Source organism: Citrobacter sp. Ce129 (genome assembly GCF_030334545.1).
Taxonomy (GTDB): Bacteria; Pseudomonadota; Gammaproteobacteria; order Enterobacterales; family Enterobacteriaceae; genus Citrobacter; species Citrobacter europaeus.
This window is the reverse complement of the sequence record NZ_JAOWDS010000075.1, coordinates 71,539-91,275: the sequence shown is the minus strand read 5'-3', so window position 1 is coordinate 91,275 and position 19,737 is coordinate 71,539. Positions and strand designations below refer to the sequence as shown.

Genomic DNA, 19,737 nt, shown 5'->3' with positions numbered 1-19,737 from the left:
GGAAGGTTTTTAACGTCTGGCAATGAACGTTTTATGACAAAGTAAGAATATTTTTAAAAAAGGATGTTTTTTTGTTTCTGTAATAAATGCGTCAAAATCTGCCGTTACGCTTGCTGATCCTGCGCAATAAAATTTCATGCTTTGTGCGCTGGTTGTTGGCAACCGGGGCCAGTCCTGCTAAAACGTTCGTTTGATATCATTTTCCCCAATTTTGAATGGCAGAGAATCATGAGTGACAGCCAGACGCTGGTGGTAAAACTTGGCACCAGTGTGTTAACGGGCGGATCGCGCCGCCTGAACCGCGCCCATATCGTAGAGCTGGTTCGCCAGTGCGCACAGCTCCATGCCGCAGGGCATCGTATTGTTATCGTTACCTCGGGCGCGATTGCCGCCGGACGTGAGCATCTTGGTTATCCTGAGCTCCCGGCAACGATAGCCTCGAAACAGCTGTTGGCGGCGGTAGGGCAGAGCCGACTGATTCAACTGTGGGAACAGCTTTTCTCGATTTACGGTATTCATATCGGCCAGATGCTGCTGACGCGTGCGGATATGGAAGACAGAGAGCGCTTCCTCAATGCCCGCGATACGCTACGCGCGCTGCTGGATAACAACATTGTTCCTGTCATTAATGAGAATGACGCCGTAGCGACCGCCGAGATTAAAGTCGGTGATAACGACAACCTATCTGCGCTGGCGGCGATTCTGGCCGGGGCCGATAAGCTGCTGCTGCTGACCGATCAGCAAGGACTGTTCACCGCCGATCCACGCACCAACCCGCAGGCTGAGCTGATCAAAGACGTGCACGGTATTGATGATGCGCTGCGCGCCATTGCCGGAGATAGCGTTTCGGGTCTGGGAACCGGTGGCATGGGAACAAAACTGCAGGCTGCCGATGTCGCGTGCCGCGCCGGGATCGACACCATTATTGCCGCTGGCAGCAAGCCTGGCGTTATTGGCGATGTGATGGAAGGCGTTTCTGTCGGGACGCGTTTTCATGCTCAGGCCTCTCCGCTGGAAAACCGTAAACGCTGGATCTTCGGCGCACCGCCTGCCGGGGAAATTACCGTCGATGAGGGCGCGACCGCAGCGATTCTGGAACGCGGTAGCTCATTACTGCCAAAAGGCATTAAAAGCGTGACAGGCAACTTCTCTCGTGGTGAAGTGATCCGTATCTGTAATCTCGAAGGGCGCGATATTGCCCACGGTGTTACACGCTATAACAGCGATGCGCTGCGCCGTATTGCCGGACATCACTCACAACAGATCGACACCATCCTGGGCTACGAATACGGTCCGGTTGCTGTCCATCGCGACGATATGATCACCCGTTAAGGAACAGGCATATGCTGGAACAAATGGGCATTGCTGCCAAAGCTGCGTCATACAAGCTGGCGCTACTCTCCAGTCGTGAAAAAAATCGCGTACTGGAAACCATTGCTGATGAGCTGGAAGCGCAAACGGAAAGCATCCTCAGCGCGAACGTACAAGATGTTGAGCAGGCGCGAGTTAACGGCCTGAGCGAAGCTATGCTCGATCGCCTGGCGTTGACTCCTGCGCGTTTGAAAGCGATTGCTGACGATGTACGTCAGGTCTGTAATCTCGCCGACCCGGTCGGGCAGGTGATTGACGGTGGTCTGCTGGATAGCGGCCTGCGCCTTGAACGTCGTCGCGTTCCGCTGGGTGTGATTGGCGTGATTTATGAAGCGCGCCCAAACGTCACCGTTGATGTTGCTTCCCTGTGCCTGAAAACCGGTAATGCGGCAATTCTGCGCGGTGGGAAAGAGACGTACCGGACCAACGCCGCGACCGTGGCGGTGATCCAAAAGGCGCTGGAAGCCTGCGGTTTACCCGCAGCAGCGGTGCAGTCGATAGATAATCCGGACCGCGCGCTGGTCGCTGAAATGCTGCGTATGGATAAGTACATCGATATGCTGATCCCACGCGGTGGCGCGGGCCTGCATAAGCTGTGTCGTGAGCAGTCGACCATCCCAGTCATCACCGGCGGCATTGGCGTATGCCATATTTATGTTGATGATTCTGCTGAGATAGCCCCGGCGTTAAAGATTATCGTTAATGCCAAAACTCAGCGTCCAAGCACCTGTAACACCGTAGAAACTCTGCTGGTGCATCAGGATATCGCTGAGCGTTTCCTGCCTGCATTAAGCCAAAAGATGGCGGATAGCGGTGTTACGCTGCACGGTGACGAAATCGTGATGCAGGTACTGTGTGGCCCGGCCAAACTGGTGCCGCTGAAACCGGAAGAGCTGGATAACGAGTTTCTGTCTCTGGATCTGAACGTAGTGGTGGTCGAAAATATGGATGGCGCAATCGCCCATATTCGCGAACACGGCACCCAGCACTCGGATGCTATCCTGACGCGCACGCTCAGCAACGCCAACCGTTTCGTGAATGAAGTGGACTCTTCTGCCGTGTATGTGAATGCTTCCACCCGTTTTACCGATGGCGGTCAGTTCGGACTGGGGGCGGAAGTGGCAGTTAGCACGCAAAAACTGCACGCGCGTGGCCCAATGGGGCTGGAAGCGCTGACCACATATAAGTGGATTGGCTTCGGTGACGACACGATCCGGGCGTAATTGAAAACGGGCGATGCCATAATAGTGCTCTTAATTTTAAAGCTATTAAGGCATCTCCCGCTTAATTCTAAACTTCACTTCGCTGCCGCATTTATTTTTCTATCCTACGTTTTAACATCATCCGCATCAGTCTGTTTTTGACCTATGCTCTCACCGGCGCCCGAAAGGCGACGTATCACAGAATTTTCCCTGCCAGCATGAATTTTCCTGGTCTGCCGTTCACGTATTGTTCCTATGGTTCGATCTATTAGAATCAGTCTCATTTTTATGAGGAGTTGTTGCGTGAAATCGGATATTCACAAACATCGCATTCCTGTTGTGCCGCTCGGCAACCCGTTTCCCCCCCGCCATTGTTCGCTGTGTCCAAAGGGAGCGGCAATTGATCGTGATAATCAACACCGATTAATAGACAAAAGAAGAAGGTTTAAAGCAGGGGAGATACTCGCCCGGCAGGATGAAGCCGCAAACATGCTTTTTGTTATTCACGAGGGATACTGCAAGTCCAGCGTGGAATGCGGTGATAACGATTTTATCAGTCGCTTTTATGTTCCGGGAGATATCATGGCGCTGGATGCTGTCGAAGGGGGGAAGTACCTGACAACGATTAAGGCGGCAACGGCTGCGGAGGTATGTCATATCGATATTGCGCGGTTGTTCAAAGTAGCAGAAAAGGATCCGTCGGTTGCTGCCGCAGTCATCAAGTTTCTCTGCAGGGACAATGGATTCATTGTTGAAAAACTGCGGCGCTATGCGAATAAACATGCTGAGGCCAGGATCGCTGCTTTTCTGGTGGAGTTTTACGAGATGCATTTACGTATTGGCAGGCCAGAAACGACGCTTCACTTGCCATTCTCCCGGGAGGAAATTGCCAGTTATCTCGACCTTAAAATTGAAACCGTTAGCCGGTCATTTAAATCCCTTGAACAACAAAATTTGATTACCCTACATCGGGTGCGTACGGTAACACTTAATAGTTATTTGGGATTAAAAGGTTTCAGCTAAATCTCTCCTGGTTGAACGTTATATAACACTTGATATTCCAGGAATATTCTTTTTATATGGAAAATTCCTGGTTTTATTTTTGTGAAATAATTATCAATTCGAATACTAATCCTCCAGCTTAATGATTATTTTATAAGAATATTCCCCCTCATATGAATATTTCATGAGAATTTTCTTGTGAAGTTAAAAATTTAGCATAATTGCAACAAATATTAAGCATTATAGAGAAAATATGGAGGCGTTAATTATCTTTATGTTTTGTAAGGGTTTTGCTTAGGTGATATTTGTATGATCTTTTTGATATTTATCAAAAACATAAAAAAGATGAATTGTTTGGTATTACTTATTTGTTTGGGTGATAATTCTGAAACAAGGCGCATTTAAAGTAATTTTATCTTAGGAAACTTCTTAGGTAAATTTTTTTGTGGGAAAATTCTTAGTTTTTTGTAATTTTTGCGTTTCAGGGTTTGTTGAGATGTTACTTAATTCAAATGATAATTTTTTGGCGCGGCAATTCTGGCTCGCAATTAATGGAACCGCTGGAGTGACTTAAAAATAAGACTCGGTGGTGAGTTTGTTCTTAGGAGAAGATAAAAATGAAAAAATTATTATTAGTAACCTCTCTGGCTTCTGTATTTGTTGCAGCAAATGCAATGGCAGACGTTACTGCTTCTGCAACTGCCTCGTGGGACGCGACGGCAACAAAAGATACCACCAGTATGTTGGTTGTCACCCCGCTGAACTCTTTGACTTTCCAGTATGCTGAAGGTCTGAAAGCCTTCAACTCTCAGGACGGTGCTTTTGATGTGACTATTCAGGGTCAGGAAACGGCAACTGATTTTGAGCTGACTGCTCAGATCATTAGTAACACGCTGACCAACGCCAGTGGCGATGCGTCTACCCTGAACGTAGGGGTGGCATGGAATGGCACCGCGCTGACTAACTCATCAGATACTGTCCTGGTTAACTCCAGCTCTACTTCTGGTCTTGAAAGCCTGATGGCTGATGGCGCTTATAACGGTGCTGCTCGTGTCAGCGATCAATCCAACTTCAAATTCACCATCGCGTCAGCGACTTCTGATGGTAGCCAGGCAGTAACGGATTACTCTGCTCTGCCAGACGGCTATTGGACTGGAGATGTAAAAGTACAGTTTAATGCAACCTGGACGACTCCGTCTGCCTAAGTAATAAAAATTCGGGAGAATTTTTTCTCCCGAATTTATCAGGAATGGCGTCATGAAAAAATATTTACCGACAGCGATGTTGGTAGGGTTAGTAGTATCTTTTCCCGGATGGGCAATTAATGTGGGTGAAATCACATCGATAATGACTTCTGCTGAGAGTTCATTATCGAAAGAAATTACTAATACAACTGATGCGGCGCGTTATGTCAGTGTTTCGGTAAAACAATTGTCATCACCTTTGGCGGGGGGAGTCGAAATAAAACCTGTCAATTCCGGAGAGTTACTTTCTACACCTGCCAATCTTATTCTTCCTGGTCAGGCAAAGGATGTTTTTCGCTTCTTTTATAAAGGACCTGCAGATGATCTCGAACGTTATTATCGTCTGCAATGGATAGATGAGCCGATCACCGAGAGCGCGGAAACTCGGGCGAATAAAATGGCGGTTGCAACAGCGTCGGCTGAAATTGGCACTATTCTGGTGGTCGCGCCGCGAAAAGAGCGTTTTGAATATAGCCGAAATGGCGATGTTATTGCCAATACTGGCAATGTTTCGTTTCGTGTGATCGCCTATGGCGCGTGTAAGGATAAGGCTCGCGATCAGGGACGAGGTTGTCGCGAACGTTATTACATTATGCCAGGTACGAAAATAAAATTACAGTTTACCGACATCAGCAATAGCCGTTCACGCATTGGTATTTGGCACGGTAAGCAGTTTATTACAGTGAAGTGATGGTCGATTGCAGCCATCTGTACGGGATAAATAAAAATACCGGAATGTAAGGATGCATATGACAACAACAAATATTGTCGGCGGTAGCATTTGTTTTTTTCTTGCGCTGACACCAGGATTTTCACATGCAGCCCCAGTAAAAGTGGGTAATTACGTTATTCCCAGCGCTTTCGCCCGTTCACTGGAGCAGGGAATGACGGTGCCGGTATATATTCGTTACAACGAGACTGACGAGAAAAGTCAGCAAAAAATTGCCGATGCGGTGATTTCACTTGTTGATGGCAATATTACAGTTAAAGCCCTGACTCTTGCTGAATTGCCTAATAATGCCGTGTTATCTGGAAACACTCGTGCGTTGGTAGAAAAAATTCGTGATGTGAAATTTCACGATAACACCAATATCGAGTTATCGGACAATGCACGCCTGCAGCTCAACGTCTCTTCATTTCACCTGGAGATGATTGTCAGCAAAGATGCGTTAACTGAAGCGATTGTCGCACGCAGTAGCCTGCTTGGACCTTCCAGCGTGGAGTCTCTCTCTAACGTCCTGAACTATAACTTTGGTACCTACTACAACGATTATCATAATGGCAGCAGTACCCGCAGCTATCTGACGGTGGACAATACTACATCGCTGCGCGAGCACCATATCAACATTAACGGTTCGTTTTACGGCATCGGCGACAGCAACGGCACCAGTAAACTCTATCGTGCGATGTATGAGCGTGATTATGACGGTTATCGACTGGCGCTTGGGATGCTCGACACCTGGAATGTCCAGTCTATTGCCAGCCTGAATGCGCTGAATGGCGGGAAAATTTACGGTGTGAGCTACGGAAACAAAGGAAGTACGGTTGTTGAGAATACCGCGCTTTCACTCACGCCGATTACCGTATTTTTGCCAGCCGCTGGCGAGGTTCATGTCTTCCGTGATGGGCGTTTGCTCAGCGTCCAGAACTTTAATATGGGCAGTTATGAAATTGATACCAGTCGTTTTCCGTATGGAGTTTATGACGTCACGGTAGATATCGTGGTCAATGGCCGGACAATTAATAGTCGTATCAGCAGGGTTAATAAAATCTTTGCCCGCCAACAAGCTGCCGGGATTGATCAGCTCTCGTGGCAACTGTTTGGTGGCTCACTGGATTATGACCGTGTGAGTTATAAGCGAAATCATTATCAGGATTTGGGCAGCGAGCAGACCTGGATTGCCGGGGGGGCCGCATCGGTGACGCTGGCAATATTGTCGGGGCTGGGCCTGAAGTCCACGCTCTACGGTTTTGACAACAATGCGGTTAATGAAACGGATGTCACGCTCAATGTGAATGAATACGTAAGCATTGGCAATCAGACGCTGGTGGCGAACGATTCGTCATGGCGAAATATCAGTAACATCAACCTTAATGTACCTGAGGGATACGGTTCCCTTTGGGCATCTCGTGAAGACAGTAAAATTGGCGATCGTCTGCCCATGCAGGAGCGTGATAATTATTCCATTGGCGGGACTCTTAACCTCGGAAAGTTTATTCCTCATGGCGGCTCGCTCACCGTGAGTCAGACGGAGAATCGCTACTCGGGAAATAAATATCGTAATCTGGACTACAGCACGACCCTTTATTCAGGCAGGTATGCCACGGTTGGGTTGCGTGCAGGTATTCAGCGTTATTACTACAACAACCGGAATGACGATGGGCGGCAGGAACGTTATGTCAGTCTGGATTTATCGTTGCCGTTGGCATCCTGGTTGAGTATGGGCGTCTCCCGCGATCGCTATGGCAGTACTCAGGGTAATCTCAGCGCGCGCAAGCAGTATGCTGAGGGCCCGATTAAATCGGTCGGATTATCGGCATCAACGCGTCTGAGTGGCGAACAGTATTACGACAATAATTATTCGGTAAACGGCAATTTGAGTTATGACACGAAATATAACGCCGGCACCGTATCGGTAACGCGTTCTGCTGACAACTCCACCAATATGAACTTCTCTTCCCAGGGTTCTCTGGCGTGGGCAGGTAAAGATTTTGGCCTGAGTAAAGAGCGGCAGCGGTCTGGCATCATTGTGAAAACAGATTTGACCGGCGAAGGGAAACTGGCTGCGAAGATTAATAACCGCAATTATCTTCTCAGCGGTAAATCAAATTTCATTGCACTGCCGCCCTATGCTCAGTACAAGCTGGAAATCCTTAATGATAAAAACTCTGAGGACAGCTTCGATATTGTTTCAGGACGCAAACAGGAGCTGACGCTATATCCGGGTAACGTGGGTGTTATCAACCCTGAAGTGAAAAGCATGGTAACCGTATTCGGGCGCATTCGTTATCCCGATGGACAGTTGGCTACAAATACCGATATCCATAACCACATCGGTAAAACGCGTACGGATGAAAAGGGTGAGTTTGCTATCGATATCGATAAAAAGTATCCGGTCATCACGTTAATTTCAGCCAATGGCAGCATATGCGAAGCCGATCTTGATTTGGAAAAAGCACGCGGCGCAGCGTGGGTTGGTGATGTGAAATGTGCAACGCAAACCACGATGGCGCAGAGGTAATAAAATGAAAGTATTAATTAAATTAGCTACTGTAATCTGTGCCGTAGGGAGTTTTTCACCTGTACCTGCTTTGGCGTTGAATGCAATCTCTTCCGGCTCAGTCAGTAATAACTATTTGTTTATCGAAAATGCCATTGATAGTGAATACTTTATTACCCCATCGGCACTTGATCCGCGTTTCAGCGGGTCAAACACGTGGATAAAATACGGTACCTCTCAGGTGAGTCTCGGGTATTTAGGTTTTGTGGGCTGGACTGCGCCTGGAAATTATTATCAGGACATGTGGATTGATAACTCCCCGATTAACGGGCCTTTCCGGGGAATCCGTTGTTATAGTGGTACCCAGTGCCCATCAACCGGGTTTATTGCCGGATTGGGCACTGACAAAAACGGTTTTTATCATGCGCAGGTCGGCTCTGTCGCAGGCGTTATTGGTGGCGCCTACGGATTCGCTTCCCTGACCGATACTGCTTATGAGTATTTCCGCAATGTGCCTACCGGTAGCAGCGAAACCTATGTGTTCAACCGCTGTTATACTTCTGTAAATTATGATTATTCTTCCGGACAACGGTGCAAAGACCAATCGACAGGATCATGGAATTACGTCAATTACACGTTAACTAAACGCGGTCATCTGTCACTTGTCTCGACTAACGCATTTCAGGAGCTTTGGGTTGCCAGCGATGGTACGCCGAGCATCACCAAAGACTCTGGTTATTGCGAACTTGGCGTGGTGGGCGGTACTGACGGTGTGATTTGCAAAATGGTGAGTTATAACTTGCAACAAACGGCCAATCTGACCGGCTCCTTGACGTTTCGCGCTTTTGTCGACACGGCGATGCTTGGTTTTACGCCTGGAGCGGCCACCGTGAGATACTCCGGGAATGGTTCAAACTGGTATAACTATGGTACTTCAACTGCTTATTACAACGTTTTTACCACCTCTGGAGAATACATTTATATTTTTCTGTCAAAAGCATTTTTGAAGAAGCTTGTTGATTCAGGGATCAGCATTACTAACAGTCAGCCGTTTACCTTCGGCTTTTATAATGGCTTAACACCAGAGTCAGGACACTACCAGTTTACCCCTTCGCTACAGCTCAATATTGTGCCGAAGGAGTATGGGATCAGTATCGTCTCTTCGGACAACACAGCTTCTGCGAGCGGTAGTGGCACGATTGGCAATGCCGCTCCTATAGAAATGGATTACACCGTAACCGTCTCAGGCCCCCGTCAGGCCGACAGTATTACCGCGCAAGTTATTGGGGAAAGTACGACGATAAACAGTGTCCCTTACTGTCTGTTTACGTCTGCGCAAGGCGGGCTGTCCGTCCCAATTCCCGCTTTTCTGCAGTACAACAGTCAGTCGGGGGGCGTGGTGCAAAAACGAAATAGCTGCAGTGAAGCGGCAGTCAGTATGAGAGATGCGCAGTGGCAACAGACGCCCTGGGACGCAAATAACAATGACGATGGAAGCTATTATGCTACTGATTTGAAGTTGCTTTTCCCAATGAATGATTCACGTTCGATGTTAACCGTATCTGGCGCTGACTGGGAAGGTGTCGTCAGCGCCAGTGGAGAGATAAAAGTCACGGCGAATTGGGTGGGAGTGACGCCATGAACCGCCGCCGTCTGGCGCTTAGATGGGTATTTATTCTACTTTCCGGTCTGACAGCATTCTCTACACAGGCAGTCTACCTGGAGTCGACCATTTATGAGATGCCATCGGATAAATCATTTATCAGTAAACGAATCTATAACGATAGCCAGAAACAGAATTTATACAGTATCGGCGCAGTAAAAATTGATAAGCCGGGACCGGGAGGTGAAAACAGAAGTGCTATTGCTGAAGGCGAACTTCTGTTTACTCCGCTGAATTTTTCACTGGCTCCGCAGGCGAGTGAGTTTTTTAAGATTTTCTACCGTGGGCCGCAGGATGATAAAGAACGCTATTACCGAATTCTGTTTCGTGAAATGCCGATCACGCTTTTTACCGAACGTAATCAAGGGAAAGGCGGGCAGGCTCTCCCGGTGATCGCTATGGACACCATATTGGTTGTTCGCCCGAGAAACATAAATCTGGCTTACACCATTGATGAGGCTAACGGAACACTGAAAAACACCGGGAATACTTTTTTTAAAATCATCGTACACCAGGGGTGCAACTCAACCGATGATGAAGCCACCATGCGTTATGTATTGCCGGGTGAAACCTGGCGTAGTAGTGAGCTGAAAACAAAAAACCGAAAGTTTATCGTAGCGTTGCAGAAATACATCCCAGTAGGCCAGGGGTGCTTCAAACTCAATCAATAGTAAGCATTGAGTCTGATCCGATATGTCATGGTTAGATATCGAACCTATACTGTAACTATCTTTATACAATGCAGTAATCAGCTCGGCACAGATGAAACTTTGGTCATTTGTACTCCATGTCACGGTATTTAAGAGTCAGGTAGTATGAAAAGTATAATTAATGATCAGGTTGAGTACGATTCCACCAGAAAAAGCCTGAAACATCGCGATACTACAATAATCCTTTCGGCATCTACAGCGAGATTACTTGAGCTATTCATTGCCCATAAAAATCAACAACTCCACCGTGAGTTTATCATTGAAGAAGTATGGAAAAAGCATGGTATGGCCCCATCGGGTCATAGCCTTAATAAAAGTATCAGTATATTGCGAAAAGCATTTAGTGAGTTGGGGGCCGAAAATCCCATTGAAACGTTGCCCCGGCAGGGATTTTTGTTCCATGCTTCGGTCAATGATGAACAGTCATCTTTCAGTGGAGATGTACCTGTTCGTTCGGTAACAGAAACGGTGAACTCACCCGCAACACCGAAACGCAAAAACATTCTTCTGTTCATTTTATTGTTTGCCTTTCTTGGGAGCGCGGTTTTGATATTGCCAACTCTTAACTCAGGTACCACGAATTTTATCTATATCAGGGCAATAGGTGATTGTGAACTTTATACAGCCGATGACAATAATGCTGATAAAACGAAAGCGTTTTTATCTTCTGATATGTGGCGAAAAGTAAATGCGACCTGTCATGATGGCAAGAAAACAATAGTTTTTTATGATGACAATAATTTATCGGCAGGTAATGATCTTAAAGAGAATTTTTTGGGGATCTGTACGCTTGATAAAGGAGGGGCTGCCCGTGAATGCGAAAATTATATTTATTAGCGGGGCGATCTTTCTTGCTGTGATAACAGCATACTTTTTTTATCGCCATCAAGAACCTGAGACGCTGACCTGCTCTGCCAAGAGTTACCTTCATCTGCAGGCGCAAACTCAGGGTGTAAAAATTGAAGGTGAAGTTCTGTTGGTTTTTCGTATTTCATCTGCTACCGAAGGGCGGGTATCCCAGGTAGGGAGCCTTAATATCCAGGGTAAGCACTATGCCGTAGATCGTAATGTTGTCCTGAATTTTATTGGCAAAGACCGCGACGGATATCTGCAGACTCGTCGCCTGGCTATTGTCAAAAATAAAAATGATAATGTTCCCGATGAAATTACCGAACTGCTTATGTCTCAACAGGATATTTTCTATTATAAGGTCATCCGTATCGCCGGGAATGTCTATGCGATAAGAGATCTGCGACGTACGCTCATGGTTTGTCGGGCAGCATGAATAGAGGTAATATGTTAGTATTTTGATTTTGGTGGTTGTATGTTTTGCTGTTAATAGTATTTGTGGTCTTTTGTTTTGTCTTGTGGTGAAAATGAGTAAAAGGATTTGTACTGGTGAAAATTAGGAATTTTCCTTTTTCGATATTTAAAATGGATTTACCATTTAATGGGAATACGCATATGGATAATTGTGATTATAAACTCTGAAACTACGTGATATGACTTATGGATAAAGTTAATTCACGAACCGCCTTATAATTGCTGGAGGCTGAAGGTGTTGTATATTCTCTCGTGTATATAACGAGGGACCTGCTATGCCATAAATTTAAGTTGGTGGTAACTATGAATACGAAAAAGGTTTTTCTGCTCAGTTATGATATTTTTCTTTTCTCGGGAATAAAAGCGTGGCTGCCTAATTTGGTACTGGTTGATGCGCGATCATTTATTTCTGGTACCCAGTCAGTTATTCCACGATACCCGTCCTGTTTGCTGGTGATCGATAACCGGTTACCATTGCTACTGGTCAGAAAATGGTTTCAGAGAAATAGCACGCAGTTTATCAACATAAACTGTATTGTTCTTCGGATGAATGAAACTCGTTCTGTTAATCGAGGATATGAGGAGTATGCATTCATTAATGGAAGAGAATTATCTGATCAATTGATTTCTCAGCTCAGAGCCAATTTAATGGCACCCAATGAGGTTGTGGAGGTCACTAAAGGTTCGACGATGTTTACTTTTCATTTGACTGAATTTGAAGAGGAAATGTTGTATGCATCATTCACAAAAGAAAAATTGCACGATTTTTGTATTGCTAACTCACTAACAACTAAGTCAGTGTATCGATATCGGGAAAGGATAACCGCTCGACTGGGATTTTCTCATTTTAATGAAACCATCATTTTTTTAACCAGGAATAATTTATTGCATGAAGGTTACCCGACAAACAATCATTCTGGTGAGAATGTAATTTACGGCGATGCATATGATGTCTCAGATTCTGGCCGACTGAGTATGGCAATAAGGAATGAAGAAATCATTCCTTATTTTCAGCCCATCGTAAATATCAGTGGGGATGTCTGTGGTGTTGAGGTTTTAGCTCGGTGGCCACAGGGCCATAATTATGCGATTTCTCAGCGTGAGTTTATACCTCTGGCTGAAAAAAGTGGCTTAATGAATGAGTTAACGAGCTATTTAATGACCACCGTTGCGCGTAATCTGGTCGACGGAAGCGAGGGTATAAATAAAACGCTATTCGTCTCCTTTAATGTCAGTCCATCAGGTTTAAGTAATCCCGTTTTTTATTGGGAATGCCTTAATTTTATGGAGATAACGCAAAGGCTACCGATAAAATTAATGATTGAAATAACCGAAAATCAGACTCTCACTATCACTCCAGCCATCAAAGAGCTGATACGATCGTTGCGAAACCGAGGGGTTCTGTTTGCTTTAGATGATTTTGGGACGGGATACGCTAACCTCTGCTATCTCAATGAGTTAGACCTGGATGTTATCAAAATTGATAAAACGTTCATCAAGGCTATTAAAGAAGCTGAGCAACATATCCCTATGCTCGAGTCAATCATTCATCTTTCCGGGCTCCTGGGATTACGCATGGTGGCGGAAGGCGTTGAATACGGCTATCAGCAGCAATGGTTGGGGAAAAATAATGTGGATTACCTGCAAGGCTATCAATTTTTACCGCCAGTGATGTTTGATGATTTTATGCGTTTTTACAAGCAGTCTGTAGGGCTGTTTGAATCAGCGTCGGATTCAACTTTTTCAGCGTAAACCTGTCGGGAACATCAGGGGCGGATGCCTCTGATGCCGGTATTTTTGCAGAGGTTAGTGCTACAGATCCTGCCTGTCTGGTGAAGGCGAAAGCCTGTTGTGAATGAAGCATCGTTTGTTTATGTGTCTTTTACAGGGTATTTATAGCGGTATCAGCGTTAATCAAACCGCTTCCGAGGTTAGTCCATAGCCATGCGTCATTTCCTGCAAAAATTAAGAGTCTGGTTTCCGCCGCCATTCATCTTAGTACTTTTCCTCGTTGCCGATGCGTTGACGGCGAGCCCACGTTTCACATTTGGCGCGGTAAATATCGTGATAAGCGCATTACTGGCCAGCGTCAGTTTGTGGATGATACTGCATACCGCATGGCAGATGCGGATGAAACGTACGACCCTGAACCCGCTTCATGCAAATAAATCGACCACGCTTGTTACCGGCGGATGTTACGCCTGGAGTCGCAACCCGATCTACCTTGGTATGAGCGGGCTCCAGCTTGCCTTTGCACTGTTCGTCGGCAGCCCGGCTGGCGTAGTGGCAGTACCGCTGTTTATGCTGGCGGTTGCCAGATTGCATATTGATTTTGAAGAGGAACAATTGCGAAAACATTTCGTGCTGGAATGGGAGCGCTATGAGCGGCAGGTTCGCCGCTGGCTATAGTCTTACCCGACCGGGTACAAGCATTCCTGTCACGACACGATTCGTGCGTTATTGAAACCGGATGATGCAAAATTAGGCGTTTGATTCACAAGGCCATTGACGCATCGCCCGGTTAGTTTTAACCTTCTACCCCGTACTCACATTCGTGGACATGTCCTTTTCAGGGCCGATATAGCTCAGTTGGTAGAGCAGCGCATTCGTAATGCGAAGGTCGTAGGTTCGACTCCTATTATCGGCACCATTTCACATTTCTCCCTGGTTTACCGAAATCAACGTAAAGTCCGTATACTGCGGTTTCTGGCCCGTGTCTTATCTCCTGTTATCAACTGGACTCACCGGAATCAAGTCACCGTTGGGGGCATAAGTGGGGGCATTCTGTGTTCGGTTTAGGGAGATACCCCCAATGAAGGTTAATGCGTGACAGGTAGACGTTGTTAAACCCTGAGATAGGCCTATAAGCTCGCAGATAATGCTGGTTTGTATTTGGAGGTCGTTCTTTCTATTCTCGATAAGTGCACTGGTTTAGGTTATGGTAATAGTTAATGAGCGCTAAAATTGACTTTGAGTGCAAATCGGAGGAAATTTCGATTGTGAATAATTATACTTAATAACCAATTATAAAAGAGTAGAAAATGAAAAAGGTTATTATTATCAATGGTGCGATGGGGGTTGGTAAGACGACAGTTTCAAGAGCTTTATGTGAAATCTTACCCTCTAATGTTTTTTTAGATGGTGACTGGTGTTGGGATAGCCATCCCTTTATAGTCAATGATGAAACGATTGAGTTGGTTAAAAAAAACATAACAACATTACTTAATAATTTTATTGGTTGTTCCGCCTATCAGTTCGTCGTTTTTTGTTGGGTACTGCACGACAAGCTACTGTTAAATGATATTTGTAGCAAGATAGATAAAGAATCATGCAATATACATATTTATACTCTTACTTGTTCTGAAACGGAGCTGCTGAAGCGATTAAATAAAGATATATCTTGTGGTGTTCGTAAAATCGATATTATACCGCGAGCACTTTCTCGGCTAAAGTCGTGTAACTTATTGGAAACGCAGAAAGTTGATGTCGAGGGCCAAACTGCAGAACAGGTAGCCGCTTCACTCAAAAAAATGATTATGAAATAATATGACAGGACCGAATTGTTGAAAATAACGTTGAGAACATGTCATCGCTGTAGGCAATTGCTCTAAATTTTCATGATGTTACACAGACGACCCAACGCCACCTTCTCAAAATACGCGCAAGCCAGACGCAGAATATTGATACTGCTGCGCAGCTCGAAGTTTTTTCCCGCTCTGGCATCTTTCGAGTGCTCACGTTCATTGGTGTTTAGTCAGCCTGCCAGTCCCATTTCTCAATGAGTTTAATTTCCAGGATTCCCCCGACAAAGCCGGGGGTTACCAAATTTAATTATCAATTATCATAATTTAGTTAAGTTTGAATCCTCCGTTGAGGACAAGGGTTTTATCGCTCCCTCAAATATACCACGCGCATCTATAGCTGTCCCAGTATAATCAGTAAACACCCCATCAATACCAGCCTCATAAAAGTCAAGAAGTTCATTAATTGGTTGGTTATGGTAAATACCTGCCAAATACTGTTTTTCATTCCTGAAAGTAAATGAATGTACTAATAATCCTAATCTATGTGCATTAGCAATTACTTCATTAGGCTTAACTGAATTCACTAACTTTATATCATTGCGATTACCTGTTTTTTTTGTGTTGAGAAATGTCATGACTTCCATTTTCCATGGCCCAATAATATCAGCGTATGTAGCAATTTCTTTTAATCCTGCGGGTGTAAACATACTTCCAAAATAATCAGGGTTTCCTTCAATAGTCCAGCTGTATGGACGACCAGAGACAAACGTAAGATAGTTATTTGTATTATAAATAACTTTCCCTGTGTAATAATCTACATTATTTCCATCCATTAACTGAATAACCCTGGTCTTTAGCCCTTTAGACCTTAAATATTTTAGGCTTTGTGGATCAAAACTTTGTACTATAATTGGAGATTCTTTTGAGTTTAAGTTGTTTTTTTCAATGACTTTCAAGATAGAATCTTCGAATGGATGTGAACCTAATGTCCCACATCCATTTGCGATAGCCTGACCATTATTCCAGATCGGGTTTTTTGATTCAGGGTAAATACCAATTGTACGTCCTGTACGCTTTGTTTCTTCCTTGGCTATATCAATAACTTCCTGGAAAGTTAAAATTGGGAATTTACCATTTAAAGAAGATGGTCTATCAGTAGCAGCATCAAATGATGTACCACCTATCCAATCTTTTAATTCTTTAAGCGTAAAGTCACTAACAGCCCAATCATTAGTATGATCTTCACCGTCTACAATTAACGCTTTTAAGCGTGATTTATAATCGTTAGGATCAACTAAATCAGTCAAGTATTTATCCGGACCATGATCTTTAACTTCACGCTGCCATTTTATGTCTACATAACGTCCTGGAGTGGTTCTTTTCCTTTTAGCAACCTCTGGATTAGTTTTAGCAACTTCCTCAATATTTGTATTATCCTTCATCCAGGGATTATGACGTGCAATTAATTGACAATCCTTTGTCATGTGCAAATCAAGTTCAAGGTAATCAGCACCGTTTGTTGCTGCTGACTCATAAGAAGGTCGTGTCTCTTCTGGCATTATACCAGGATAACCACGATGTCCTATAACTAAAATATTATGACCGATTTTTGTCTTATTAAATGCGATATCATCTTTAGTAGTAACCTCTTGTGCCAATAGCATTTTAGGTAACAATGCTATCATTAAAATGCTTAAAATTTCCTTTTTCATAAATATTATGCCTTATATATTGTTAAATGCCTTTTGGTGCCAATAATTCGGCTTCTTTTTTTTGAATTTCTAAATGATGCCTTTTCTCAATCAGCATGGTCCACGCAAGTAAAATGATTGCAATGATACAACCTATTATCATTGTTAAAAAACCGCCATTCCAACCAAAATGGTCAACCATTATACCAACTATAGCGTTTGCAGCAGTAGAACCCCCTAAATAACCGAACAGGCCTGTAAACCCTGCCGCGGTACCTGCAGCTTTCTTAGGAACAAGTTCTAACGCATGTAAACCAATCAACATTACAGGCCCATAAATTAAAAAACCTTCTGCTGTAATACACGCAACATCTATACCATAATGGCCTGGAGGATTAAGCCAGTAAATAATAGTACAGATAAGTACTAAAATCATAAATACTACTCCAGCAGCTCCCCTATTTGTTTTAAAGATTTTATCTGATACCCAACCACAAATTATAGTGCCCGGGATGCCTGCATATTCAAAGTATGCATAGGCCAGAGATGATTGCGTTACCGTAAAATGTTTAACTTCCTGTAAGTAGGCGGGTGACCAGTTTAGTATTCCATACCGCATCAGATAAACGAAAATATTTGCCAGTGCAATCAACCATAATGCTTTATTTTTCAGAACATAAGTGACGAAAATCTCCCTGGCACTGAACTCTTCCTCATCTCTTTTAGCATCGTAATCTTCAGGGTATTCGTTTTTCCATTCCTCTACCGAAGGCAATCCACAGGACTGCGGGGTATCACGTACCAGTATGAAAGCAATAATTGACAATACAATGGCCGCAAATGCGGGAAGGTAAATAGCAGATCGCCAATCTTTTAACCACCACATACCTAAAATAAATAGCAGAGAAGGTACGGCACCACCAACATTATGTGCACAGTTCCACACTGCGACAATTCGTCCTCGCTCCTTCTTCGTCCACCAGTGAACCATAACTCGCCCACAGGGCGGCCATCCCATTCCCTGCAGCCAGCCATTAATAAACAGTAAAATAAACATAACTGTCACGCTTGACATGGCCCAAGGGAAAAATCCCATAAATAACATGACAAGCCCGGACAACAGCAACCCGAAAGGAAGGAATATTCTGGCATTGGCTCGGTCAGAAATGTTGCCCATAAAAAATTTCGACAGTCCGTATGCTATCCCTACCGCAGATAGCGCAATTCCCACATCGGCATGCGAAAATCCCTGCTGAATAAGATGTGGCTCAGCCAATGCAAAATTATTCCGTACGAAGTAATAACCAGCATAACCAAGAAAGATACCAATAAACAGTTGAAAGCGCATTTGTTTATATTCGCCATCAATTTTCTTATCGGGGATTTTTTCTTTGTGCTTAGGTGGTTCAAATAATTTCCACATAATTGATGCTCCATCAAAAAATCACTGATTTCTCTAACGACTCCCAATTGACACCATAGTCTTGTAATAATGCGTAATGCTCAGAAAAATGATTTGCCTTGTCTCAAGACGATAGAATGCATGACAGGAAAAGCAATTCATTCATATCCAGAAACATAAAGTTCCTGGGTAAGAAATATTCCCCTGCCATAGATTAGAAGTCGAGACTTAATACTGCAGGTAGACCTTATAGCATGCAATATGTGCTATGTTGTGACCACATTCACATTACATTATTAATTTCGAAATTAACTACAAAAATAAATTAAGTCCTGGTGTGAATTTAATCAGTTAAATCAATCAATTAAATCATAACTTGATGTCAACACTCTAATTCGGAATTTTAATATTTAAATGTATGTACAATTTTCACCGTGATACAAAATGTAATATCAAAAGTGAAATGATTTATTTCGACTGTAAGTTGTGTAAGTACCTATATCTGTGTTCATTGGAGCTGCTTGATTTAGGATGGGGAGATCATTAACGTTGAACTTTTCCCTGTGCAGGTTGTGGCCCTTGAGATCCGCCACAGACAGAATTTGTTGTGTAATGTTGTCGGCTCTGGGCTGTTCAATGACAACGATTGCGCAGTACCAGATTATTAGTGAAACGCCTGCTCTTTGCCATATATGGGATTACCCTAATAAAGGTAAACTGCCTTCTGAAAATAGAGCCCGCAGGCATCTCAGTTCTATGCAATTCACATAACTTACTCGTCTTTTGACCGACAACGTTCATCTTACAACTGTGAGTATCGTTACCTTTGTCATGTAACGATTACCACGTTTCACCCCTCGTGTCGTATTCATGTCTTTTCATCTTAGGGGAAGGATTTAATCCGCTGTTTGGTTCTAAGTTTTTTGAACATGTCTTGCGTGCAGTCGTAGAGCAGCAACTTTTTATAAGGGATCACCTGGGCTGAAATAGTGATCTCGTTAAGTATCCCCGTAGACAGAACTGCTGAGTAATGCATCCGTCCGGGTACTGCCGCATAATAGATAGACGCGAGCTTATTGCCATCCGGATCACATACTTAGGTACTACTGTAGTAGCCCTGACCATACTGCGGGCCCATGCCCCGGCGCGCCTTCATCTTTGTTGCCCAGGCTTAGTGCGAGTAGGTACAACTGCTTAGTATGCTAGACGGAATGCGCTTTCAGCGCCACCAACGTGCCGTTACCAGCTCTGGCAGGTTGTCAATCAAAGGGGCAGCCGATGCACAGGCCAACGGAGTGTTTGCCGTTGAACGTTCCTCACGGCACACCTTCTTCATTACGCCTGGCCTGCGGTTGCCCAAGTAGTTTTATTCTGATTAATAAAC

At 44.5% G+C, this 19,737-nt stretch carries 15 protein-coding genes, 1 tRNA gene and 1 pseudogene; 14 read left to right on the top strand and 3 right to left on the bottom strand.

The window, feature by feature from the left end; translation table 11 throughout:
• Window positions 1–228: 228 nt before the first annotated feature.
• The 14 genes from proB to OGV77_RS24205 all read left to right on the top strand — a co-directional run bounded on the left by proB (window position 229) and on the right by OGV77_RS24205 (window position 15,281).
• On the top strand, window positions 229–1,332 hold the full coding sequence (proB, locus tag OGV77_RS24270; protein WP_003031373.1) for a glutamate 5-kinase: 1,104 nt from the start codon (window positions 229–231) through the stop codon (window positions 1,330–1,332).
• Between the two features lie 11 nt (window positions 1,333–1,343).
• A complete protein-coding gene (proA, locus tag OGV77_RS24265; RefSeq protein WP_087051685.1) occupies window positions 1,344–2,594 on the top strand; it encodes a glutamate-5-semialdehyde dehydrogenase in 1,251 nt (416 codons plus the stop codon).
• A gap of 282 nt (window positions 2,595–2,876) precedes the next feature.
• Window positions 2,877–3,596: a Crp/Fnr family transcriptional regulator gene (locus OGV77_RS24260; protein ID WP_016149621.1), complete on the top strand. Its 720-nt coding sequence runs from the start codon at window positions 2,877–2,879 to the stop codon at window positions 3,594–3,596.
• 596 nt (window positions 3,597–4,192) lie between these two features.
• The gene (ecpA, locus tag OGV77_RS24255; RefSeq protein ID WP_003031365.1) at window positions 4,193–4,780 is read left to right on the top strand and encodes a common pilus major fimbrillin subunit EcpA; all 588 of its coding nucleotides are present in this window, start codon (window positions 4,193–4,195) and stop codon (window positions 4,778–4,780) included.
• Window positions 4,781–4,832: 52 nt separating this feature from the next.
• Window positions 4,833–5,510 (top strand): EcpB family pilus assembly chaperone, encoded by a 678-nt coding sequence (locus OGV77_RS24250; protein ID WP_075145142.1) that lies wholly within the window; start codon window positions 4,833–4,835, stop codon window positions 5,508–5,510.
• Window positions 5,511–5,568: 58 nt separating this feature from the next.
• On the top strand, window positions 5,569–8,061 hold the full coding sequence (locus OGV77_RS24245) for a CS1-pili formation C-terminal domain-containing protein (protein WP_087051710.1): 2,493 nt from the start codon (window positions 5,569–5,571) through the stop codon (window positions 8,059–8,061).
• Window positions 8,062–8,065: 4 nt separating this feature from the next.
• Window positions 8,066–9,682, top strand: coding sequence for a fimbrial adhesin EcpD family protein (locus tag OGV77_RS24240; protein ID WP_043015293.1), 1,617 nt, complete (start codon window positions 8,066–8,068; stop codon window positions 9,680–9,682).
• On the top strand, window positions 9,679–10,374 hold the full coding sequence (locus OGV77_RS24235; RefSeq protein WP_043015294.1) for a fimbrial biogenesis chaperone: 696 nt from the start codon (window positions 9,679–9,681) through the stop codon (window positions 10,372–10,374). The genes OGV77_RS24240 and OGV77_RS24235 overlap by 4 nt, the downstream gene beginning before the upstream one ends.
• Window positions 10,375–10,518: 144 nt before the next feature.
• On the top strand, window positions 10,519–11,250 hold the full coding sequence (locus tag OGV77_RS24230) for a winged helix-turn-helix domain-containing protein (protein WP_043015295.1): 732 nt from the start codon (window positions 10,519–10,521) through the stop codon (window positions 11,248–11,250).
• A complete protein-coding gene (locus OGV77_RS24225) occupies window positions 11,225–11,698 on the top strand; it encodes a FidL-like protein (RefSeq protein WP_087051684.1) in 474 nt (157 codons plus the stop codon). Before OGV77_RS24230 ends, OGV77_RS24225 begins: the two co-directional genes overlap by 26 nt.
• A 341-nt stretch (window positions 11,699–12,039) precedes the next feature.
• Window positions 12,040–13,488, top strand: coding sequence for an EAL domain-containing protein (locus tag OGV77_RS24220; protein ID WP_043015297.1), 1,449 nt, complete (start codon window positions 12,040–12,042; stop codon window positions 13,486–13,488).
• A gap of 192 nt (window positions 13,489–13,680) precedes the next feature.
• Complete coding sequence (locus tag OGV77_RS24215; RefSeq protein WP_087051683.1) at window positions 13,681–14,145, top strand: methyltransferase family protein; 465 nt, start codon at window positions 13,681–13,683, stop codon at window positions 14,143–14,145.
• Window positions 14,146–14,310: 165 nt separating this feature from the next.
• Window positions 14,311–14,386, top strand: a tRNA-Thr gene (locus OGV77_RS24210).
• Window positions 14,387–14,777: 391 nt separating this feature from the next.
• A complete protein-coding gene (locus tag OGV77_RS24205) occupies window positions 14,778–15,281 on the top strand; it encodes an ATP-binding protein (protein WP_043015299.1) in 504 nt (167 codons plus the stop codon).
• 296 nt (window positions 15,282–15,577) lie between these two features.
• Here the strand turns inward: OGV77_RS24205 and OGV77_RS24200 are convergent, their stop codons facing one another.
• The 3 genes and pseudogenes from OGV77_RS24200 to OGV77_RS24190 all read right to left on the bottom strand — a co-directional run.
• A complete protein-coding gene (locus OGV77_RS24200; protein ID WP_087051682.1) occupies window positions 15,578–16,972 on the bottom strand; it encodes a glycerophosphodiester phosphodiesterase family protein in 1,395 nt (464 codons plus the stop codon).
• Between the two features lie 22 nt (window positions 16,973–16,994).
• Window positions 16,995–18,374 carry a glycerol-3-phosphate transporter gene (gene glpT / locus OGV77_RS24195; protein ID WP_087051681.1) on the bottom strand — a complete coding sequence of 460 codons (1,380 nt, stop codon included), beginning with the start codon at window positions 18,372–18,374 and terminating at the stop codon, window positions 16,995–16,997.
• A 1,075-nt stretch (window positions 18,375–19,449) separates the two neighbouring features.
• Window positions 19,450–19,717, bottom strand: a pseudogene (locus OGV77_RS24190) (VOC family protein); the annotation flags it as partial.
• Between the last annotated feature and the right edge of the window lie 20 nt (window positions 19,718–19,737).